The organism is Methylococcus capsulatus (assembly GCF_036864975.1).
Lineage (GTDB): Bacteria > Pseudomonadota > Gammaproteobacteria > Methylococcales > Methylococcaceae > Methylococcus.
Window position 1 is genome coordinate 3,385,913 of record NZ_CP104311.1, and the last position, 22,880, is coordinate 3,408,792.

At 59.1% G+C, this 22,880-nt stretch carries 18 protein-coding genes; 8 read left to right on the forward strand and 10 right to left on the reverse strand.

Annotation, left to right across the window (positions count from 1 at the left end):
* Positions 1–48: 48 nt before the first annotated feature.
* The 3 genes from N4J17_RS16330 to N4J17_RS16340 all read right to left on the reverse strand — a co-directional run bounded on the left by N4J17_RS16330 (position 49) and on the right by N4J17_RS16340 (position 4,822).
* Positions 49–2,814, reverse strand: coding sequence for a valine--tRNA ligase (locus N4J17_RS16330; RefSeq protein WP_198322882.1), 2,766 nt, complete (start codon positions 2,812–2,814; stop codon positions 49–51).
* A gap of 86 nt (positions 2,815–2,900) precedes the next feature.
* Positions 2,901–3,332 carry a DNA polymerase III subunit chi gene (locus N4J17_RS16335; RefSeq protein ID WP_198322883.1) on the reverse strand — a complete coding sequence of 144 codons (432 nt, stop codon included), beginning with the start codon at positions 3,330–3,332 and terminating at the stop codon, positions 2,901–2,903.
* Entirely contained in the window at positions 3,329–4,822 is a 1,494-nt protein-coding gene (locus tag N4J17_RS16340; RefSeq protein WP_198322884.1) for a leucyl aminopeptidase, read from the reverse strand. The genes N4J17_RS16335 and N4J17_RS16340 overlap by 4 nt, the downstream gene beginning before the upstream one ends.
* Before the next feature lie 82 nt (positions 4,823–4,904).
* Between N4J17_RS16340 and lptF the strand changes: the two genes are divergently transcribed.
* Positions 4,905–6,041, forward strand: coding sequence for an LPS export ABC transporter permease LptF (lptF, locus tag N4J17_RS16345; RefSeq protein ID WP_198322885.1), 1,137 nt, complete (start codon positions 4,905–4,907; stop codon positions 6,039–6,041).
* Complete coding sequence (gene lptG, locus N4J17_RS16350; protein WP_198322886.1) at positions 6,038–7,108, forward strand: LPS export ABC transporter permease LptG; 1,071 nt, start codon at positions 6,038–6,040, stop codon at positions 7,106–7,108. The genes lptF and lptG overlap by 4 nt, the downstream gene beginning before the upstream one ends.
* Positions 7,109–7,114: 6 nt before the next feature.
* Here the strand turns inward: lptG and N4J17_RS16355 are convergent, their stop codons facing one another.
* Both N4J17_RS16355 and N4J17_RS16360 read right to left on the reverse strand, forming a co-directional pair.
* Positions 7,115–7,558, reverse strand: a complete 444-nt coding sequence (locus N4J17_RS16355) for an RDD family protein (RefSeq protein ID WP_277458362.1) — start codon at positions 7,556–7,558, stop codon at positions 7,115–7,117.
* A gap of 10 nt (positions 7,559–7,568) precedes the next feature.
* Entirely contained in the window at positions 7,569–7,757 is a 189-nt protein-coding gene (locus N4J17_RS16360; RefSeq protein WP_198322887.1) for a hypothetical protein, read from the reverse strand.
* Positions 7,758–8,871: 1,114 nt separating this feature from the next.
* On the opposite strand from N4J17_RS16360, the gene N4J17_RS16365 reads away from it, so the two are divergent.
* From N4J17_RS16365 to N4J17_RS16380, 4 genes are all read left to right on the forward strand, one after another.
* A complete protein-coding gene (locus tag N4J17_RS16365; RefSeq protein WP_198322888.1) occupies positions 8,872–13,095 on the forward strand; it encodes a Pls/PosA family non-ribosomal peptide synthetase in 4,224 nt (1,407 codons plus the stop codon).
* Positions 13,096–13,120: 25 nt separating this feature from the next.
* On the forward strand, positions 13,121–13,915 hold the full coding sequence (locus N4J17_RS16370; RefSeq protein ID WP_277458363.1) for a hypothetical protein: 795 nt from the start codon (positions 13,121–13,123) through the stop codon (positions 13,913–13,915).
* 90 nt (positions 13,916–14,005) lie between these two features.
* Complete coding sequence (locus N4J17_RS16375; protein ID WP_198322889.1) at positions 14,006–14,248, forward strand: hypothetical protein; 243 nt, start codon at positions 14,006–14,008, stop codon at positions 14,246–14,248.
* 558 nt (positions 14,249–14,806) lie between these two features.
* Complete coding sequence (locus N4J17_RS16380; protein ID WP_338457617.1) at positions 14,807–16,144, forward strand: TolC family protein; 1,338 nt, start codon at positions 14,807–14,809, stop codon at positions 16,142–16,144.
* Positions 16,145–16,208: 64 nt separating this feature from the next.
* Here N4J17_RS16380 and smbP read toward each other — a convergent pair whose 3' ends face one another.
* A complete protein-coding gene (gene smbP, locus N4J17_RS16385; protein WP_198322891.1) occupies positions 16,209–16,598 on the reverse strand; it encodes a small metal-binding protein SmbP in 390 nt (129 codons plus the stop codon).
* 40 nt (positions 16,599–16,638) lie between these two features.
* The gene (locus N4J17_RS16390) at positions 16,639–17,952 is read right to left on the reverse strand and encodes a porin (RefSeq protein ID WP_198322892.1); all 1,314 of its coding nucleotides are present in this window, start codon (positions 17,950–17,952) and stop codon (positions 16,639–16,641) included.
* A 377-nt stretch (positions 17,953–18,329) separates the two neighbouring features.
* On the opposite strand from N4J17_RS16390, the gene N4J17_RS16395 reads away from it, so the two are divergent.
* The gene (locus tag N4J17_RS16395) at positions 18,330–18,818 is read left to right on the forward strand and encodes a hypothetical protein (RefSeq protein WP_232470448.1); all 489 of its coding nucleotides are present in this window, start codon (positions 18,330–18,332) and stop codon (positions 18,816–18,818) included.
* On the opposite strand, the gene mltB is transcribed toward N4J17_RS16395, so the two are convergent.
* Positions 18,799–19,914, reverse strand: a complete 1,116-nt coding sequence (gene mltB / locus N4J17_RS16400) for a lytic murein transglycosylase B (protein ID WP_198322893.1) — start codon at positions 19,912–19,914, stop codon at positions 18,799–18,801. The genes N4J17_RS16395 and mltB overlap by 20 nt on opposite strands.
* 288 nt (positions 19,915–20,202) lie before the next feature.
* Here mltB and N4J17_RS16405 point away from each other — a divergent pair, with 288 nt between their 5' ends.
* Positions 20,203–21,192, forward strand: a complete 990-nt coding sequence (locus tag N4J17_RS16405; protein ID WP_277458364.1) for a transglycosylase SLT domain-containing protein — start codon at positions 20,203–20,205, stop codon at positions 21,190–21,192.
* A gap of 4 nt (positions 21,193–21,196) precedes the next feature.
* On the opposite strand, the gene N4J17_RS16410 is transcribed toward N4J17_RS16405, so the two are convergent.
* Together N4J17_RS16410 and N4J17_RS16415 are read right to left on the reverse strand one after the other, a co-directional pair.
* Complete coding sequence (locus tag N4J17_RS16410) at positions 21,197–21,958, reverse strand: 4Fe4S-binding leucine-rich repeat protein (protein WP_198322894.1); 762 nt, start codon at positions 21,956–21,958, stop codon at positions 21,197–21,199.
* Positions 21,951–22,712 (reverse strand): ankyrin repeat domain-containing protein, encoded by a 762-nt coding sequence (locus N4J17_RS16415; protein ID WP_198322895.1) that lies wholly within the window; start codon positions 22,710–22,712, stop codon positions 21,951–21,953. Before N4J17_RS16415 ends, N4J17_RS16410 begins: the two co-directional genes overlap by 8 nt.
* Positions 22,713–22,880: the final 168 nt, after the last annotated feature.

Here is a 22,880-nt window from a genome sequence, read left to right on the forward strand (position 1 = left end):
CTCAGGACATCCCCCCGACCCCCGCCGGTCGTGAATCAGACCAGAGCATCACAGCGCTTGAATACGTTGTTTCTGGGCGATCAGAGAAGCCAAACCGGCCTGCAGATCGGCCAGACGGGCCTTCTCTTTTTCCACCACCTGCGGCGGCGCTTTGCTCAAGAAAGCGGCATCGCCGAGCTTGCTTTCCAGTCGCGGCAGCTCCTTGCCCAGACGCTGGATTTCCTTGTCCAGCCGGATCAGCTCGGCCTCCTTGTCGATCAGACCCCGCATCAGAATGAGGACGCGCAGTTCGCCCACCAGAGCGATCGCCGCTTCCGGTTCGGCCTGGCCCGGCGCGAGCCAGCTCAGACTTTCCAGCCGTGCCAGTTTCTCCAGCAACGGGCCCGAACGTACCGACCAGACCCGGTCCTGCTCGGTGCCGTGACTCAGCAACACCGGCAGCGGTCGGGCCGGAGCGAGGTTCATTTCCGCCCGGATGCGCCGCACCCCCAGGATCACGTCCATCAGCCAGGCCATTTCGCGCTCGGCCTCGGGATCAACCTGAGCCGGGTCGACTTCGGGATAGCTTTGCCGCATGATCGTAGGCGCGAATACCCCTGTCAGCGGCGCCACCCTAGCCCAGATCTCCTCGGTGATGAACGGCATGAAGGGGTGGGCCAGCCGCAGCAGGGATTCCAGCACACTCACCAGTGTCTGGCGGGTGCCGCGTCCTTCAGCCTCATTGCTGAACTGGAGCACCACCTTGGCCAGCTCCAGGTACCAGTCGCAGTATTCGCTCCAGACGAACTCGTAGAGGGCCTGTGCCGCCAGATCGAAGCGGTACTGACCCACCGCCTCGGTCACTGTGCCGACGGCCGCCTGAAACCGGCTCCGGATCCACCGGTCAGGCAGGCTATAGCTGCATGCGCCGCCACCTAGGCCGCAATCTTGCCCTTCGGTGTTCATCAGCACGTAGCGCGCCGCGTTCCACAGCTTGTTGCAGAAGTTGCGGTAACCTTCGACCCGCTTCAGGTCGAAGCGGATGTCGCGGCCGGTGGACGCCAGCGAAGCGAAGGTGAAGCGCAGCGCATCGGTACCATAGGAGGGAATGCCCGCGGGGAAATCCTGGCGGGTGCGCTTTTCGATCCGCGCCGCCATCTGCGGCTGCATCAGCCCTTGGGTCCTCTTCGCGACCAGATCTTCCAACGAGATACCGTCGATCAGGTCGATGGGGTCCAGCACGTTGCCCTTGGACTTGGACATTTTCTGGCCTTCGGCATCGCGCACCAGCCCGTGGATGTAGACCTCGCGGAACGGTACGTCGCCCATGAACTTGAGGCCCATCATGATCATCCGGGCCACCCAGAAAAAGATGATGTCGAAGCCTGTGACCAGGACACTGGTGGGATAGAAAGTGTCAAGCTCTGACGTGCGATCGGGCCAGCCCAAGGTGGAGAATGGCCACAACGCGGAGGAGAACCAGGTATCCAGCACGTCGTCGTCCTGCCGCAATGCGACGGAGGCATCGAGACAGTGCTTGGCCCGGACTTCTTCCTCTGAGCGGCCGACATAGACACGGCCTTCGCTATCGTACCAGGCCGGGATGCGATGTCCCCACCAGATTTGCCGGCTGATGCACCAGTCTTGAATGTTGTACATCCACTGGTAATAGGTGTTGCTCCAGTTCTCAGGAATGAAGCGGATGCGCCCCTCCTCCACCGCCTTGATCGCCGGCTCAGCCAGGGGGCCGACCTTGACGAACCACTGGTCGGTCAGGAACGGCTCGACCACCACGCCGGTGCGGTCACCGCGCGGCACCATAAGGCGGTGCCCTTCGATCTTCTCGATCAGGCCGAGCTCGTCGAGATCGTGGACGATCAGATCGCGGGCCTCGTAACGGTCGAGGCCGTGGTATTTGGCGGGAATGTCCGCCCGCGGCAGAATCGCCGCGCTCTGGTCGAATATGCTGATCATCGGCAGCCCATGGCGCACGCCGATGGCATAGTCGTTGAAATCATGCGCCGGGGTGATCTTGACGCAGCCTGAGCCGAATTCCGGATCGACGTAGTCGTCGCCGATCACCGGAATTTCGCGACCGGTAAGCGGCAGCCGGACTGCCTGGCCGATCAGGTGGCGATAGCGTCCGTCCTCCGGATGCACCGCGACGGCGGTGTCGCCCAGCATGGTTTCCGGCCGGGTGGTCGCCACCACCAGGTGGCCGCTGCCGTCCGCCAGCGGGTAACGCATGTGCCAGAGATGGCCCTGCTCTTCCTCAGAGATCACCTCCAGATCGGACACGGCGGTGTGCAGCACCGGATCCCAGTTCACCAGACGCTTGCCACGATAAATCAGCCCTTCCTCATAAAGCCGAACGAACACCTCGCGTACCGCCCGCGACAGCCCCTCGTCCAGGGTAAAGCGCTCGCGCGACCAGTCCAGAGAGGCCCCCATACGGCGGAGCTGGCGGGTGATGGTACCGCCGGAAGTCTCCTTCCATTGCCAAACCCGCTCGATGAAGGCTTCACGGCCCAGCTCGTGGCGGGTCTGACCGCCAGCGGCGAGCTGGCGCTCCACCACCATCTGGGTGGCGATGCCGGCATGGTCGGTGCCAGCCTGCCACAGGGTGCGGTCGCCCTTCATGCGATGGTAGCGGACGAGGATGTCCATCACCGTGTCCTGGAAGGCATGCCCCATGTGCAGGCTGCCGGTGACGTTGGGCGGCGGAATCATGATGCAGTAAGGTGCGCCCTCGCCCGCCGGGGCGAAGAAGCTGGATGCCTCCCAGTACTGATACCAGCGCTGCTCGATGGCGTGGGGTTCGTAGACTTTATCCATGGATTTCAAAATATAAGCGAAACCGGCTGGCGTCGAAGCCGGTGCCAGCAATCATAATATGTTAATGATATCCAACCCGCCGGCGGTTATGCCCCGGCTTCGAGGTCGACCATGGCAGGACTCAGCCCTTGGCTGCGGTAATAACGGAAATGCTCGCGCTTGAGTGCCCGCGCGGCATCGTCCGGCCCAACCAACTCGATCACGCGCCGGAACCGGCGGAATGCCTCCGGCACGGTGGAACCCAGGTTGATCATCACGTCGTTGAAACCCGCAGGCGGCTGCCGGCCCACGGCTACCGGACAGGGGCCGGCGGCCGTGTGACCGGTCACCGCGCTGTGCGGGACGAAACTGCCCTGCCGGAAAGTCCATAGCAGGTCGTCCAATTGCGCAGCCTCCTCGTCCGTGTCCGTCGCCAGAAACACCTTGTGCCCTTGCCGGTAGGCTTTCTCGGTGAGCCGGCAGGCATAAGGAAGGACGCTTTCACTGGCCGGGAGCAGATAGAAGTCGACCCGGGTCATGCTGCCCGGTCGATGAGGTATTGAACCAGGAGCGGCACGGGACGGCCGGTGGCACCCTTCTCCGCTCCAGTCTTCCAGGCAGTCCCCGCGATGTCGAGATGCGCCCATTTGAAGTCCTTGGCGAACCGCGACAGGAAGCAGGCGGCGGTGATACTGCCACCGTCCGGCCCGCCGATGTTGGCGACATCGGCGAAATTGGACTTGAGCTGCTCCTGGTAATCGTCCCAGATCGGCATGCGCCAGACCCGGTCCCAGGTGGTTTCGCCGGCCCGGGTCAACTGCTCGCACAACGCGTCATCGTTACCCATCAGGCCGCTCGGATGACGCCCCAGCGCCACGATACAAGCGCCGGTCAGGGTCGCCACGTCGATCACCGCCACGGGGTCGAAGCGCTTGGCGTAGGTCAGGGCATCACACAGGATGAGGCGCCCTTCCGCGTCGGTATTGAGAATCTCGATGGTGATGCCGGCCATGCTTTTGACGATGTCGCCCGGCTTGTTGGCGTTGCCGTCCGGCAGGTTCTCGGAAGCCGGCACCAACCCGACCACGTTCAGTGGCAGCCCGAGCTCCGCCACCGCCTGGATCGCGCCGATCACGCCGGCACCACCGCACATGTCATATTTCATCTCGTCCATGTTGGCGGCAGGCTTCAGGGAAATACCACCCGCATCGAAAGTCAACCCCTTGCCAATGAGGACATAAGGCTTGGCCTTGCCGCCCGCGCCCCGGTATTCCATCACGATCAGCTTGGCGGGCTGGCGGCTACCGCGCGCCACCGACAGCAGGGCACCCATGCCCAGTTCTTCCATATCACTCTCTTCCAGCACCGAGACCTTCAGCTTCTTGTATTCCTTGCCGAGCTTCAGCGCCTGCTCGGCCAGGTATGCGGGGGTACAGACGTTGCCGGGAAGATTGCCCAGGTTGCGGGCCAGGATCATGCCGTGGGCGATCGCCTGCCCCTCCCGGATTCCCGTTTCCACCGGGATCGGATCCTGATCGGTGGTCAACAGGAATTGCAGCCGGGACAGACGCGGCGGATGGTCTTCGGTGGAATCCCCCTTCATTTCCTGGAAGCGGTAGAGTCCGCTCTCCAGCAGCTCGACGGCCTGGCGGATCTTCCAGTCCGCCCCGCGCGGGCCGACCTCCACCTCGTGCAGAGCCGATACCGCATGCTTGGCGCCGGATGCCTTCAGCACCTTGAACGCCGCCGCCAGGCTCTTCCGATAGGCGGCGACGTTCAGCTCCTCGCGTTTCCCCAACCCCACCAGCAGCACCCGGTCGATCCGACCGCCCGGCACGTGGTTGACCAACAGCGTATCACCGGCCTTGCCTTCCACGTCATCGCGCTTGAGCAGCCTGGCCAGCAGCCCGTCGAACATTGCATCCGCCGCTTCCGCCGTGGGTGCGAGTTTGCGCTTCTGGAACACGCCCACGATCAGACAATCGGTCGATAGCCGTTCCAGCGCATCGGTTCTTGTCGAATACTCCATGTTATCATCCGCCTGCTTTTTACTCGCCCGGCACCGCCGCGTCCACACGCAGCCCAGCCGCCGGAAAAGCTGCTAGGTTAGTATGAATCCGCCGCCTTTTGAACCCGGAAAAGCACGCCGCCTGTTCGGACTCCCGACGATCGACCGCTTGATTGCAGGCGAACTGGCCAAAACCCTGTTCGCGGTGCTGTTCGTTCTGGTCACCATCGTCGTCAGCCGCAAGTTCCTGGCTATTCTGGCGCGCGCCATCGAAGGCGAGGTCGCCACTGACACGATCTTCACCCTACTGGGCCTGAAGGTCGTCGTCACCCTCGCCGCGCTGTTACCGGCATCCATGTTCCTCAGTGTGTTGATGGTGCTCGGACGCATGTACCGCGACAACGAGATGACGGTGTTCGCTTGCGCAGGCATAGGACCTTTGCGGATTTACCGCTCCATCCTGCTGTTCGCCGGGCCGGTCTGCATTCTGGGTGCATTTCTTTCCCTGCAGGCGATGCCATGGTCTGAACGCCTGAGCCAGGAACTCATCAGTAAGGACGAGAAAGGCGCCGACGTGCGCGGCATCAAGGCCGGCCGGTTCAACGAATTTAGCCAGGGCGACGTGGTGCTGTACGCCGAAGAACTGAACACGGACAAGACCATGAGCAAGGTTTTCGCGCAAAGCCGTCGCGGCGCCGAAACCGGCATCGTCATCGCCGAAAGCGGTCACATGGAAATCAATGATGCCGGCGATCATTTCGTGGTCCTTAACAACGGCCGCCGCTACCAGGGCGTACCCGGACGCGCCGATTTCGTGCTCAACGAATTCCAGGCTTATGGCGTACGGATCAACCCACCCGAAGGCAGCCAAGCGGCGCTCAAGCGCGAAGCCGCGGATAGCCTGCATCTGTGGATCTCGGGCCGGCCGCGCGAACTCGCCGAACTCCAGCGCCGTCTGGCGGTGCCGCTGGGTACTCTCACTCTCACCCTGCTGGCGGTGCCGATCGCGCGGACCTCGCCGCGCGGCGGCGTATGGGGCAATCTGATCAGCGCATTCCTGATCTACATCATCTACGAAAACCTGCAGAAGATCTCCCAAGGTCTACTCGCCACCGGCAAGTTGCCGCTGGCAACGAGCTACGGCGGCATCTATGCCGTGATGCTGCTCGCCACAGCCGTGCTCCTGGCCCGCAACAGCGGCTGGCGCTGGGTACGCGACACGGCGCTGGGCCGCCGATGAATACCCTGAACCGCTACATCGGCTTGGAGGTCATCAAGGGAGCGGCATTCGCCGCCCTGGTCCTCCTCGCGCTCCTCAATTTCTTCACCTTCGCTGACGAACTGCGCGACCTGGGTGAGGGCAATTACGGGCTGGGCAGCATCCTTCTCTACCTGACGCTGACCTCGCCCCATAGCCTGTACGAACTCATCCCCTCCGGCGCACTGATCGGCGGACTGGTGGTACTCGGCAACATGGCGAACAACCATGAACTGGTGGCGATGCAAGCCGCCGGCGTTTCCCGGGGCCGCATCGTCTGGGCGGTCCTGCGGGCCGGCATCGTGATCTCGTTGATATCGGTGGTCATCAGCGAATACGTCATCCCACCGGCGGAACGGGCCGCCCAGATGCTCAAAGCCACTGCGACCCGTCAGCAGGTCGCTTCCCAGACGCGATATGGGATCTGGATCCGCGACGGCAACGTTTACGTCAATATCCGGCAAATCGAGAACCAGGAACACTTGGGCGACATCCACATCTTCGAAATCTCGCCGGATGGCCGGCCTGCCCTGGCCATGCATGCGGCCCGCGCCAATTTCGACCGCGGCATCTGGAAACTCGAGGACATCGGCCTCACCCACTTCGATGCCGCAGGAAACGCCGCCATCGCTGAACACAAGGCGCAGGAAGACTGGTCCTCCGTCCTTTCGCCGGACATGCTCGACGTGTTCATCGTCCGCCCGGAAAACCTGTCTGCGCAGGATCTCGCCAAATACATGGCCTATCAGACCGAAAATGCACAGAAATCGCTGGCCGTGGAGCAAGCCTTCTGGGGACGTATGGTCAACCCGTTCATCACGCTGGCCATGCTACTGGTGGCCATCCCTTTCGTGCTCAACGTCCGCCGCGACATCAGCAGTGGGCAGCGAATCGTCGTCGGCGTCACGATCGGCCTCGGCTTTTATCTGACCAACAGGTTGGTGTCCCATCTGGGACTGGTCTATGAACTGAATGCCCCGCTGACGATGGTGACCCCCCCCCTGGTGGTCCTCCTCGCCGCCTTGGTTGCCTTCAGGCGCCGGCCCTAGCCCGCTTCAGCCAACCCGCCGCACCTTCGTACGGGAAGCGATGTCCTGCAAGGTCCGGCGCTGCACATCGAACCAGACCCAGAAAGTGCCCAAGCCCAGCGTCAGAATGCCTGTCAGCAACCGAACCGCGACCTGGTACCAGCGAAAAGGCCCCGGTTTTTCCGGGCACAACCGGATACGCCAGGCACGCATGCCCGGCGTCTGTCCGCCATGGCTCCAAAACCAGCCGAAATAAAGGAAAATGAACAGCGCTAGCAGTGCGGAGTACGCCGGATGCCCGGGACGAAACGCATGCCCCGCATTCAAAGGCAGTACCAGTGCGGTGACCGCGAACAGCAAACCCGCCAGCAGAAAAGCGTCGTAAAGAAACGCGGCGAAGCGGCGAAATACGCCCGCCCCTTCGCCGCGCCCTGGCACGCTGTGTTCCACGGGCCCCGTGTTGGATTTCACAGGGGAAGCATCACTCCCGAGCCACCAGCTTTGCCCCGAAATACATCGAAAGATAAATCAGCCCGCCGACGAAGAGCATGTTGAGCACGACGGGAGGACGCACCAATGGCATGAACAACAGGATGCCTACGTCCGCCACCAACAGGCTGGTCAGGAGCGGATGACCGACGAACGTGTTGACATCAAACTTAAACGGCATAGAACCTCCTCCAAAATTATTTATTGTGGGCCGACAAGGCCGCTTTGGATTTTAGCCATCTGCCCGGTCTGGATTCCACCGGTCAGATCAGGGGAATTATAACCTTCCACCATAGTACGGCTATCCGCCGACGCATTGACAGAGGGAGACTGCTGCTGACAAGCGACCGCCCCGCAGCCATCCCGGAAAGTAATGGCCACCGCGCACGTCCGGCACGGCCTCAAAAGATGCTGAATCCTCCGGTCGCCTGGAGGCCGGTCCAGTCGTCTGGCCCCAGCCAGGGATGCTCCTGAGGCCGGCCATCATGCGCCCCCTCTGATCCCCACCAGGGCACAGCCCAAAGGCCATGCAAACAGCCGGGCTGACAGTCGAGGCTGACACGGAGCCAAATGCCCCGTCCCCCGTTCGCAGCGCTTCCTTATCGTCCTGGCCGCAGATCCGCAACCTCTTCCGCGATGCCGCAGCTCATGCTGGCGCGGACCCGGTCACCTTCCCCGGAACTGATATCCATTCTGTATCCGAAAACCACCCAGCTGTCCCTGGCCATCAACCTCCTGAGATAATTTCACCATCCGATCCCTATTCCATAAGTTGAAAAAACAGTTGCTCCGAACGCTTCACTTAATTTTCTTAGCTGCAAACCTGTGCGTTTCAAATCCCTTGATCCCGGCCAAATAAAAAATAAACCCAATTAATCTATCGCATCGGCAAAAAATAAGATTACGTCAGTCGCGCCCCATAAGAAACCGCCTTACGGCGGTGTCAGAAGACTTCTTTTCCAATTCGACGACGCATCATCGATCGGTGGTTGATTTCACTCGCCTGTGTGAAATGAACCCTACGACCGACGCCTTGCAACGCACATGACCCAACTGATCATCGGCATGGCGTGCAGCCGCCAACCTCAACCCGTCACAGCCATTATCTATCTGTTATATCGGTCAAAACTCCGTCGCTCCGCCGGTTATTGATGGGGTCTGTAAAGATCAATAGAAGCCCACGCACCCATCCGTCGGCAGATCGAACGGGCCTTCACTACGATCTGGCATGCTCCATGCATTCGTACCAAAAAATCCGACTGCCATTTGCCAGCCATTATGACCGAGACCATTGCATGAGCGCGATTATTTCTTCAGCATACCGAGTATCAAACGGACAAACTTCACCACTCATAAAGCATCTGATTGGTCCATCAGAACTCGAGCGCAAGGATGACTATGAACCTTCGACAAGCGTGCCCGAGCACTTTGCCTCGTGTAACAGGCTAGAAGATTTCTTTAACAGAACGAGCGATATCAACCCGGAACGTATTTGCGCCATAGAAGAAGGCATAACCTATTCGTATCGTGATATCGATGTCCGGTCGAACAGACTCGCTAATTATTTAATCGCCAATGGAATTGTGGCGGGCATGCGAATCGGATTGATATTCGAACCCAGTATAGACCTGTATGTGTGCCTGGTGGGCACGCTAAAAGCAGGGGGCGTATACGTCCCCATGGATCCTTCCTTCCCAATCGACCGGCTCGCCTACATAGTCAATGATTCAAAGATAGAAACGATCATCACCGTATCTTCAATATTGCAAGACATAGGTGATATGCCGTGTAACATTATTTATCATGACAGGCTAAAATATATATTGGACTCTCTGCCAAACTCCCGGCCTAAACCAGTTGCTTCAAGCGATTCCGAATGCTATATCTGCTATACGTCTGGATCCACCGGGGTACCGAAAGGGACGATAGTAACTCATTACAACATTTGCAATTTTATTCGCGCAGCAACACCCATCTATGGGTTCAGGCCATCAGACCTGGTTTATCAGGGCATGAGTGCAGCCTTTGATTTTTCGATCGAGGAAATCTGGACATCTTTTGCCGTCGGTGCGACGCTGGTTCCAAGGCCAGCCGGGATGGAACGCTTTGGAGAGAGGCTCTGTGATTTTCTTGATCATCAGCGGATAAACATTTTATGTTGCGTTCCAACATTGTTGGCTACCTTGAATCGTGACATCCCTTCATTGAGACTTTTGATGGTTGGAGGGGAAGCATGCTCCCGTGCATTGGTTCAGAGATGGTCCAAACCATGGCGTCGTATCTTGAATACTTATGGACCCACCGAGACCACGGTGACGGCAACATGGACAGAGCTTCTGCCAGACAGGCCGGTTACCATCGGCAAGGCTTTGCCTACATATTCAGTATATTTGCTAGATGACCGGCTTATGCCTGTCCATGGATCCGAGACAGGAGAGATCTGCATAGGTGGCCCCGGCGTCGCAAAAGGCTATGTCAACCGCCCAGATCTGACTGCGGAACGTTTCCTCCCAGACCCTTTCAGCCCGGCTCATGAAAACGGCCGTCTTTATCGTACTGGAGACTTGGGGCGCTACACCGAAAATGGGGAAATAGAATTTCTTGGGCGATGCGACACTCAGGTCAAAATCCGTGGCTATCGGATAGAACTCAGTGAAATCGAAGAAGTCATCAGAGGCGAAGTCGACGTCAGGGACGTTGTGGTGAGCGTCGTCTGCGGCAATACCGGTACGCCGGATCTGGTGGCCTACGTGGTTCTTGCCGGATCGGCGTCGCCAGCTAAAGCCGATGCCGAACGTCTGCATCGTATATGCCGCGACAAATTACCCTCCTACATGGTACCGGCATGGATCGAATTTCTCTCCAATTTTCCTGTACTGACGAGCGGGAAGGTGGATCGCAATTCTCTGCCACCACCAAAATCCTCGCGTATTGGCAGGGGTGGGAATATCATCCCTCCAGCCACATCGAAGGAAGCGCGACTGGTTGAACTTTGGAAATCTGTACTGGGCATTGACGAGGTTTCGGTGGAAGCCGATTTCTTTACCGATCTGGGAGGGCACTCCCTGCTTGCTGCCTATGCAATAGCCGAGCTGCGGCGAGACCCTGATTACCAAACCTTGTCTATGGGAGATATTTATAACTTCCCCACTATTCGTTCTTTAGCCCGACACTGCGAGACGTTGCAACAGGAGACTTGCAAAGGGAGCCCTCCTGATACGACGGATCAATACCGCAAGGCATCCAGTTTTCAAGTATATATTTGCGGCCTGTTTCAGGGCACTTTTATAGCGATTTATCTGAGCCTCTTCCTTGCGCCTGCCGCATTCCTGCTGTACGCTATCGATTGGGGATGTATGCCCGATTGGACTTCACCAGCGCTCTGGTCGGACGTTTTCGATACGATATCGAACTTCCGCATCCGACCCCTGAACATCTATTCAACTTTAGTCAATTTGACACGCCTGGATCTTATTCGAAATATATCTCGGTCACTATCCCAGATTGCGACTTGGCCCACTTCCTGGAAGGCCGACGGCGGGCTGCCGCCAGCGTTTATTTTGCTGTTGCCATCACTGATGCTTGTCAATTCGCTGCTATTGCCTATCCTGGTAAAGAAACTCATTGTAGGCAAACTAGCTCCGGGCCGGTATCCATTGTGGGGTGCCACATTCCTTAGGTGGTGGATCGAACGTAAGACGACGCTGATTGCGCCAACCTATTTGCTCGCCGGCACTCCGTTCCTGAATACGTTCATGCGCGCATTGGGTGCCACGATCGGAAAGAATGCCCACCTGATCTCAGGTAATTTGAACAATCCCAGTCTCGTTGTCATCGGCGACGGCGCCACGATAGGTTACGATACCGAGCTTGAACCCTTTCGGATTGCAGATGGCTGGCTTCATCTTGGTGCTATCACCATCGGCCGAAATGTTGGCATAGGCCCGAGGTGCCTTCTCATGGCCGACTGCGTCCTTGAAGACGATTCCCGCATCGGCGCACTGACGCTGGTATCGGCGGCCCAGCGTATCGAGGCGGGTCAATACTGGCAAGGCTCTCCCGCTCATCAGGTTCCGAATCCACCGCTGAGCGACATAAAGCTTCGCGAGATGAGGAACGCTCCGGGCAAATGGACCAAGGGGCAATTGTGTGGATTTCTTGCGGGAATTCTGGTGGTTTATCATGCCCCTTTTCATGCCGCCCTTGCTGGCATGCTCCTGAGCTCTGCCGCCTTGAGCCACTGGGGTTTCATTGGAGGGCTGGCCGCTGCCGTACCGGCCGGCCTGACTTTCGTATTGATGCTTTGCGGATTCGTGGCATTCATAAAGCGGCTTTGCCTCCCCCATCTTGAGCCTGGAATTTACCCTTTGCGCTCGATTCATGGGGTCTACAATTGGCTTTCCGATAAACTCATGGAGACCAGCTTGTTCTATACGAACTCACTCTATTCCACACTTTATACGGCGCCGTGGCTGCGTCTGTTGGGAGCCAAAGTCGGGGCACGGGCAGAGATTTCTACCGTCAGCGACATTGACCCCGATCTGCTCACTCTGGGTGATGAGTGCTTTGTCGCCGATATGGCATCCGTTGGTCCGACCACACACCTGCGCGGCTGGTTCGAAATCGGCCCGACCACTATCGGAAAACGCTCGTTCGTCGGCAATGCAGCGTTGGTGCCGGCGAACTCGCGCATGGAAGACAATTCGCTGCTGGGCGTTCAATCGACGACCGCTGGGGGTGAGATTCCACAAAACACTTCCTGGCTCGGATCACCGGCGTTGTACCTACCCAACCGTGAGGTGGTCAAAGCCGGCGAGGCGCAAACCTATCGCCCGCCCCTCCTTGCCTATGTGGTAAGGCTCGTGATCGAGTTTTTCCGTGTGACGCTGCCCGAGGGCTTGAGTCTGTTCGGCGCCAGTCTGGTTTTCTGGTTCATAAAGCAAATACCCGATTCCGTACCGCTCTGGCAGAAGCTCATGGTTTATCCGATGGCTATTTTCGGCACGGGTATTGGGCTCGTGGTCTTTGTCGCTATTATCAAGTGGGCCTTGGTGGGCTCCTATCGTCCGCGCAAAGAGCCCAACTGGGCATTTTTCGTCCGCCGTACTGAGTTGGTTACAGCACTGTATGAGAATGTATCAGTCAGCTTGGTATTAGTCTGGCTCACGGGTACACCATGGCTCGCACCTTTTCTAAGGATATACGGAGTAAAAATAGGCCAGCGGGTGTATTGTGATTCGACGTTCATCACTGAATTCGACCTGGTCGAAATAGGAGACGACTGCACCATAGGGAAAGACACATCATTGCAGACACACTTATTTGAGGACAGGGTTATGAAAATGTCAAAGGTAAAAATAGAGAACCTGTCATATATAGGATCGCGCTGTGTCGTTCTTTACGATGCTGTCGTTTCCAGCGGAAGCTATATCGAGAATCTTTCACTGGTGATGAAGGCGGAATTCATACCCGCAAGATCCCGCTGGATAGGCATTCCTGCGTATCCCTATCGTTCCTGATTATTCTGTAAAAAGCATCAAATTTTTGGCAAAACTCATCCAGTATCCAAGAATACTTCTGGCCGTCGCAATGGCATTGACGACCGGGTTTACTCATGCAGATATATCACCTGTCATTCAGATTTTTACGGGAGGACTGGACGGTAAAGGAGAGCTGACGACCAGTCTTCACGTCAACGGCACGCCGCAGGGCATCACGAGCGGGAGCTATCCCGGGGAAATCATGAACGGAGGCGGGGTCAGGATAACCCCAGAACTGTCTTATGGGTTGCTTGAATCAGTGGAAGGCAGCTTGTACCTGCCAGTCGTTGTCGATGAGCACGGGCAATGGAATGTTGCCGGCGGGATAGGAAGGCTCACCTGGGTTCCCATCGAGGCGCCCGACGAAGGAGGATGGTTTCTCGGAACGACCTGGGCATTCTCAGACTACAATTGGAAATATTCACAGGCCACACTCAATCTCAATGGCGGATTCACGGCGGGCTACGACGACGATGACTGGTTATTGGTAATCAATGCCTTTTTGAACTGGGGTCTTAACGATCGCTACCAAAGTTCAAACGTTCCGGGTCTTGAACCTGCATTTGCGGCCAAACATTACTTTGGTGAGAACTTGACGCTCGGCTTTGAATACTATGGCGCCATCGGCCCCATCGCCCATCCCGAGCCAATTCAACTGCAGTCACATACAATTTTTGCCACGATCGATTGGGATGAGGAGGATTGGAGTATCAATTTCGGTATCGGCAGAGGATTGACCAGGGAGACCGATGATTGGACGATCAAGTCGATTTTATTTGTGCCGATAGGCAATTATTGATTCACCAATGGCACCGATATAACGATGAAAAGAACTGCGGTCCCGCTACTTCTGACTGCAATCGCGTCCATGGTCATCGCAGGTGGTTGCGTGAGTGACACTGAGTTTCTTGCTGAACACTCCAGCGCCGCGATCAAGTTTGCGGAATTCCAAGCACGCATTGACCTTGATTGTGATCGAGTTATCGGCACCATCGTTTCTGAACGTCACGCCCAACGAATGCGGTGGGTCGGGCGAGAAGAAGTGGCTGAATACACTATCAAGGTCACAGGTTGTGGTAAGAATGCATCTTATGAAGTAAAGTGCCTACCCGGCGCAGTATGCAGCAAATGATCTCGCCGCATTCCTTTGCAACAGGTGGCGATTGATCGTGAACCGGGCATAACCGTTAGTGACATCGCCCCATCCCGCCACCGAGCGACCTGTTGGATGTTGGGCGCTCGGCGGTGCGCGGCCCCATGACCAGTAAGCCCCAAACTGTGGAACCTTGTCCGGCTTCCCCACGACGTCACGGAGACCGTCGCCGGTCAGCTCGATCTCAGACTCCGAAAAATCCATGTGCGTCGTTCTCTGAAACCTGCACGGTGTCCCTGATCAAGGTCCCGATCCTGGAATTCGATGGGTGTTCTCCAGGCATCGCAGGTGATACTTGAAAGCATCGCCCATGGGAGGATTACTCGGCCCGGTGAAAGCACATTCACTCCAGCCGGGGCGATTCGTGGTGGATTACACCCTATTTTTGCGGATAGGGCACTTCAAGGGAAGTTCATGTCACTGATTCATAATACGGTATCCTTCGTGGCTTCGTATTTGCTCCAGGCCTAGTGTTGCTCCCTCCCAAGCACGTCATGCCCTGTCGGGCTGTCCCATGTACTATACACCCGGAAAATCGTGACTGTATTTTTTGTCCTCGATATGGAAATTTCGCTGCACCAGCTAGTCAAAATTTCATGGCCTCACGAGGGCGGCAAACCGTTCCAAATGATTTTGGCTCGTTTGGTAATTCTCGCCATACTCGGCCTGTGGCTTTCAATATCCCGGGCAGGCGTGGAGCCTTTGAGTGAGACACAAGTTATCGGCCTGTTCTATGCCCGCAATCTCTCCCTCATCGCTGCGGAATTGGGGCTGGAAACGGCACATGCGCAAAAAGTGATCGCCGCCGCCATACCGAACCCGGAACTGAGCATCTACCAGCAGGAATGGGCCCCCAATTACCCCGTTTGGCAAAACGGGCCGGCCACCTATGTGTCGGTGAGCCAGCTCATCGAAACCGCGGGAAAACGGCGACTCCGCATGGAAAACAGCCTGTTGGGCGAACAAGCCGTGGAAAGCGAGCTGCGCGATATGATCCGCACACTGACTCAGGCCTTACGCCGCGCTTACTACGGACTCCTGTTGGCGCAGGAAACGATGGATGTCGCCCAGGAACAGAGCCGTCACGTTCAACGGCTGGTCGAAGTGCAACAGAAGCGCTTCGAGGTCGGCGACATTTCGGAGCGGGACCTCACCCGGATCAAGATCGAGGCGCTGAAAGCTCAATCGGATATCGACAAAATTGCCGCCCAGCTCGTCGCGGCACGATCGCAGTTGGCGGTGTTCCTGGCCTGGCCTGACGATACCGGCAGCCTGAGTGTGAAAGACCAATGGCCGGACGGAAAGTCCTTCGAAGATCTCAAAGACGAGATGACGGCGGTGAACGCGGCCTTAGAACGACGCCCCGACCTGCTGGCGGCCAAGACGCGGTATGCGCAGGCCAAACAAGGCATCGACCTCGCCAAAGCCCAACGCATCCCCGATATCAGGGTCACTGCCGGTTTTGCCCATGACCTCGGCAACTACGTGCAGAATTCGGCAACACTGGGTCTGAGCGTACCGTTACCCCTATTTTACAGGCAGGAAGGCGAGATCGCGCAGGCTGGCATCCGGGCGAACGACACCGAGTTACGCGTGCGGCAAACGGAAGTCGCGGTACGCTCCGAAGTGAGCACTGCCTTCGCCGCCTGGATCTCGGCAAACACCGTCGTTAAACGCTTCGAGAACGAGATCATGCAAAAGGCAAAACACATCCGGGATTCGGCCGAAATCGCATATACCAACGGGAGCACCGATATCATCGACCTTATCCAGGCCCAGCGTGATTACCGCAGTACGATCATGGACTACTACCAGGCTCAGGCCAACCGCGCCTACGCCTATGCCGATCTGAAAATGGCCATCGGCGAAGAGTAAAAGACAAAAGAGACGACCCGATGAGCAACCGGGGCGTCTGACCCGACGCGACTCGAGAGGGAAATCACGGAGCCTTTTCTTTTTCCTTGACGTCCGACAGGGCTTTTTTGGCTTCGTCGGCGGCTTCCCCCGCGACTTTCTTTTTTGCATCCTTCTCGGCTTTCTTCAGCTCCCGGAAAGCCTTGCGGTCAGCTTCCGCTTTCGGAGCGTCGCCGCTGATCTGCTTCGGAGGTTCGGCGTAGGGGTGCGTCTTGTTTTCCTTGATCAGGTGCTTCTCGGCCTGTTCGAGCTCTTTCGCCGCTTTCGAAGTAGCGCCTTTCGCACTGTCCTGCGCCGCCTTTTCCAGATCTTCGATCGCTTCCTCGCCCTGCTCCTCCGCGAGGGCCAGCGACGGCGATGCACTCGCAATGAGCACGGCGAGGGTCAGACCGAAAATGTTCATATCGTCTTTCATTGCAACGTCTCCTTAGGGAATCGACCTCAGCCGAACCGGATCAGAAGCTGATGACCACGTCGGTGGAAAACAGGATCTGGTCTCGCCTGTCCCCGGCATAGCCTACCGATGCACCACCGTTGTTGAATGGCTTCGCGTTGTCCGCCCAATCATAGCGTAGGTTGGGGCGGACTATCAGCCACTGCGAAGGCTTCCAGTTCAACCCCAAGGTAAATTCATAATAGCTGGATGCCGGCAGCCCGGAGCCCAGTCCGACACCGCCGACCTGACGGCCGATGGAGTAGACTCGACCAAAGTTTGCGCCACTCGCACCGAAATTCACCACGGCATCATCGTCCCTGAACCATTCTCCTCTCAGACCGATCGAGAGATCGTCCTGAATGTCGTAAAAAAGATAATTGTTGATGCCATACCAGGTTGCATCCTGCGGCTTGCCGTTGGCGCCCATCGATGCACCGTCGGCAAAGCCGTGGTCATGTTGAAAGACGTAGTGCAGGTCTTCGGTGATGTCGTGCTGGATCACCAGGCTATAGATGCTCCATTGGTTGGAGTTGGTCTCGGAAGTGGGACCAGTGGTCCCGGAAATGTTGACCTTGGTGCCCTGGTCGTCGCTGACCCAGCCGATGCCGCCGATGCCGGACCAGGCACCTAAGCCCTGATTGAAGCCGCCGTCCCATCCACCGGTCACGCTCCCGGTCACGACACCGCCGGTCAGAGTCCAGTTAGAGTCGATCGGATAGCTGCCCAAGAGGCCGGTATGGGTGAAGGGCTCTCCGTACTGCATCGTGTAGGCGTGCGAGTAAAAGAAATTATCCGGAGCGGTGACGACTTCGTAGCCGATGATGGTATAGAAGTGACCGAGCTTGAGGGTCAGGCCGTTACCGATGGGCGCATAGACCGAGGCGTAGGCCTGGGGCAACGCGGTACGGTAGTACTTGATGTTGCTGGCATTGAGATGCAGGTCCCAATTGCCCTGGGGAGCACCATAGGTTTGGGTATAAGCTGCATCGGTGCCATACATGAAGTCGAAACGACCACCGAAGTCCCAGTCATCCCCCGAGGTTGCCACTGCCCGTTCCAGATAGACGTAGAGCTGGTTCATCTGCAACTCGGCCGAGCGGTCGCCAAACGATACCGGGCCGTTCCATTTACTGTTGGTGAAGTTCGTCGACACCCCCGTATCGATCCAGCCACCCCACTTCACACCCCACTCCTCGAACGGCTGCACGTTGGCGCCGTCGGTCGCCCAGTCCAGCAACCCCGTCGTTTCAGCGAAGTCCTTCGCTTCCCCACCGGCGGAAAGTGTCGCCAGGATCCCGAACACCAGTGGTCTCAGTTCGACTGTTTGAGTCATCATCATCTCCTGTTGGTTCTGCAGCGTTGTCTTGGATCGCCACTCTCACCTGAAGCTTAAGCACAGGATATGCCATCTCAAAAATACCCACCAAACAGCGAATTAGAGCAGATTACAACATCGTGATCCGCTAATGATTGCACCACAATGATGCAGCTGTGCTCCATGTTTGCACTAACGCAACAAAAACCGACTTATCACCAACACCGTTGTTTCGGCGCATCCCGCAACCACCCCCATACCGCAACGCCCGGCATTGCGCTAAAGTGTGACACCGTTTTTTGCCGCATCCGCCCCGCCGAACAGCGTCACCGCCTTAAGGCGCGCCCTGCGGGGTCTTCCGGATAAAGCATTTTCAGACGACCGATTCACGAGCTATGCGGCACCCTACGGCTATCGTCAACATCGCGCTGCTTATAGGGAACGTCCTCACCGGCTGCGCGGCGATCAGGACCCGCACCCCGGAAGGGAGTGACGTCACCATGAACGAAAAGGAATTCGCAACCTACGTCGAACACGTTTTCCGCCATCACAACCGGGTATTGAACGAGCTGATCACTTCGGAGAATACCGCCGTGGCGAACGGCGACGTCGATGCCGGCGAACTGGAGGATGCCGAAACGGACATGATCCGCACCTGCGATCCCCTCAATGAAGTCGTCGCCGCGGAAGCCGAACAGCACCATGCCAGCTTTTCCACCCTGATGAAGCTCGCGGACGTCGTACCGGAGTGCGAGTCCCTGACCCGTGAGCTGGAAGCCCTGTTGCACCCGGTTCCCGCATCGCTCACCGATACGAACACCAACAAAAGCGGCGGTGAAACCTCGGGTACCGCCGGCGGGCCCGCTAGTGATACTGCGCCCTGATGGCCTGCGCCAGTTCGTGCACGGCCATGGCATAGTAGGTACTGTTGTTGTAACGAGTGATCACATAGAAATTCGGCAGGCCCAGCCAATACTCGTCGCCTGCGTGCGCGCGCAGCCGCAACAGACTGACGGGCGTCGCCGCATCCAGGACTCCACGGGGTGCGACCCCGCTGCGGCTAAGTTCGGCCACCGAATAACGGGTGTGGTAGCCGGTTTCAAGCTCGCAGGTCCCGCCGGATTTCAAGACCGCCGGGATCACGACCCCCTCCCCGCTCTGCCAGCCGTGCGCAGCGAAATAATTGGCGACGCTGCCGATGGCGTCCGCAGGCTGCCAGAGGTCTTTCCTGCCGTCGCCGTCGAAATCGACCGCCCACTCCAAAAAGCTGCTCGGCATGAACTGCCCCAGCCCCATGGCACCAGCGAAAGAGCCTTTCGGTTGCGCGGGATCGAACCGTTCCTGCCTCGCCATCAGCAGGAATTTCTCCAGCTCCTCCGCGAAATAATCGGCACGCCGCGGCGAATCGAACGCCAGGGTCGTCAACGCATCCAATACCCGGTGGCTGCCGAGATTGGCCCCGTAGGCCGTCTCCACACCCATGATGCCGAGGATGTATTCCGGCGGCACACCGTAGCGCTCGCTGGCCTGCCGCAAGGTGCCGGCATGCCGGCGCCAGAAATCGACGCCGCGGGCAATGTGCAGAGAGTCCAGGAACTGGGCACGATAGCGCGACCACCCCCCCGGACTGGGCGGCCCCGGCTTGGATTCCTTGCGCATGTAGTTGATCGTCCAGGTTTTGCGCTGCGCCTGAGAAAACAGACCGTTCAGATAGTCGCGCGGAAACCCGTGCTGCTGCGCCATCCTGGCGATGAACCGGTCGAGCGCCGGATAACCGGCATAATCGCCCGTCACCCTACGCGCCGAATAGCCTCCTTTCAGCGGTGTGCCTGATTCGGTCAGGGTGAGACCCGCCCGGGGTGCAGACACGACACCACTGTCTGTAACGGTAGCGCGCCGGGCCGGGCGATCGGAAGCACAGCCCGCCAACAGGGCAAGCCAGACGAATATTGCAGGGGATACCAAAGATCGAAGATGCATGGCCAAGAGGATGTCCCAGTTACGCCCCGCTGCCGAGAGGGCGGACCGGACATTCTAATCCATCACCCGCCCGATGGCTGGCGTGCCAACCTGTCCGGACGGTATCCTTCACCCAGTCAATCCGTGCAGACCTCCGCCCTGGATCAGATACAATCTTCGCCGATGGAACCCGATTCCGCACCGAAACCGCCGGACCCGCCCGCTCCCAAGCCCCGGCCGAAAAGGCAATCCAAGCCGCGGCGCCGCAAGAAGAAAAAAAAGAGCATCCCGGCCTGGAAACGCACGGCCATGCTCGGCACCGAAGCGGGTTCACTGACGGCCGCGTCGCTGGTGGCGATCATCGCCGCGCTGGGCCGTTCGGCGGACTGGTTTTCCGGTACCGGCTTCTGGGCGCATCTGCTGCCCTTCGCGGCGATGGTGCTCGCCTTGGCGCTCGCGCACGCCCTGGCCCTCCGCCTCTGGTTCCTCATCCGCTCCTGGCTCGCTGGAAAAGCCGAAATCCTGCCACCGATCCTGGCCGTGCTCGTTGCCGCCGGCGCCGGCACCCATGCTGCCCACGAAGCGTTTCGACACGAACTCCGCGGTCTGCGGACCTTGGTCGGCGGCAAAGAGGAAGCCGAACGTATCACCCTCTCCCACCAGGTCTTCGCCGCCTACCGGCGCTCCAACCTGGCCGATCTGCAGCGGCTGATCGAGCGGAGCCAGCTCTTCTGGCCCGCCATCCAGGAAGCTGCGGCGAGTTTCGGCGTCGACACGGAACTCCTGCTCGGCGTCGCTTCCACGGAGTCCTCGTTTCTACCCCGCGACAGCAAAGACGGCGGTCGCGGGCTGTTCCAGATCACCGCGGCGCCGGCGCCGGCGGTGGAAGCCGCCCGGAAACGGCTCGACGCCGACCGGCTGGACCTGGCGAACCCGCGCCACAACGCCTACGTCGGCGCGGCCACCTTCCGGCACTACCTAGCCGAAATGCACGGCGATCTGTTTCTCGCGCTGCTGGCCTACAACATCGGCCCCAAGAATGGCGGTCTCCAATCGATCATGAACCAATACGGAGCCCGCGACTTCGTCACCATCCAGCCCTATCTGCAAAACCTGCCGCGGGACTATCCGATCCGGGTACTGAGTTCGGCCCTTGCCTTCCGGCTCTGGCGGCTGGACGGTAAGCTGCCGCGTTACGAGGAAGGCAGCAACGCCATGCGTATCCAAAACGTGGGCATTCCCGGTCTCGACCCTGGCCGGCCGGACCATTCGCCACTGAGCGCGGCGCTGTTGCGTTGAGCGGTCACCTCCCCGCCAACCGTGCCCGCACCACCTCGCGTATCTCGTCCACCGGATCGTCGAGCAGTTCCCGCAGGGTTTCCGGCGGCGCCTTGGCGGCGGCAAGGTAGCGGATCAGCCATTCGCGGTCGCGCAGCAGCAGCGTCGCGCTTTCCGGGTCCATCCGCTCGGCGACGATCTGGCGGACCTGGAGGTTTTCATCGTAAGCCATCAGGGCGAGGCTCTGAGGCGGCAACCGCCGCGCCACTTCCTTGCGCACCTGCTCGTCCGGATCGGAGATCATGCGGAACAATCGGCCCGCCGGCATCCGCCGCGCCACGTAAACCCGTACCAGGTAATCCGAGTCTCCCACCATCGCCTCCAGCCGCTCCGCCGGCAGGCGGTCGGCCACTGTGATCCGGACTTCACGGTCGACGTCGTGCATCAGGGCCTCCAGCCAATCCACCGGCACGCGATAGGCCACGCTGCGCCGGACCGCCTCATCATCGTCGAACAACAGCGGCTTGAGTGCGTTCTGGCTGGCATAGCGGGCGGCGACGGCCCGGTGCTCCCACCGGGAATCGAAAAGATAACGCTCGGCAAGGGCCGGATTGCGCTTCAGGAAACCATCGATCCGCCGGCTATTCTGAACCTGGATACAGGCTTCGGCCGGATCGCAGCGACCCGAGGCCAACAGGTCCTTCTGGAACTCGCAGGCGCTGCAGTCCGGCGCCGAGGCGGGAGTCGTCCCGGCTGTCGCGGCATTATCGGTGACCGGCTCAGGCATGGCTTTCACGCCGTTGCGCCCGCCGCAGCAGGTACAGAATCTCGATGTTCGCCGCAAGATCCAGGGCAGTGAAATCATCCTCCGTCCGGATGCCGGGATCGGCGCCGCGGTCGAGTAAGAGCGATACGACCTCGGTCCTGCCGGATGAAGCAGCGAAAATGAGGGCGGTCGCGCCTGACGGATTGCGGCGGTCCGGATCGACGCCGGCGTCCAGCACCGCCGCGATGGTTGGAAGATCGCCGCTGTAGCACGCCGCCCACAGGGCGTCGTTGCCGTAGGCGTCGGTCACCGTCAGATCGGCCCCGGCGGCGGCGAGCGCCTCGACGACGTCGGCCCTTCCCATCTGGCAGGCTTTGATGAGGGGCCACGTCTCCCCCGCCTGACAGTTCGGCTCGCCCGGCTCGAAACCGTGATCGCGGAGCCAAGCGGCCAGTGGATCGGCTAGCGTCTGTCCTTGCGCCGTGTCGGCATGCCAGGCTTCGAAACCGCCGTCCAGACTGTATACTTCGCCGAAACCGAAGTCGGCGAACATCTGGGCGATATCCTGGCTGGCGATGCCGTGATAGCAGTAGACGAGCAAAGGCCTGTCGCGCGGCAGGCTTCTGCGCAGTTCCAGCGGATTGAGATCGGAGAACAGCAGTGCGCCGGTTATATGGCTGCGGCGGTAGGCGCCGGCATCGCGGACGTCGAGCAGCAGCGGCTCTTTCGTCGCGATCAGCTCGCGCGCTTCACGTGTCGATATGCGTCGGTACATCGTACAGTGTCGGATCGGTTGTAGGATTTGGGACAATGGCCGCGGCGCTCCCACCCGGCGGGAACCGGGCGGTAAGGCCTCGCGCGTAGCGGTGACGGCGGATGTCTCAACCACTATCGAGCAAATTCTCTGCCAGACCCCCATTCACCACGAAAATGACAACATCTG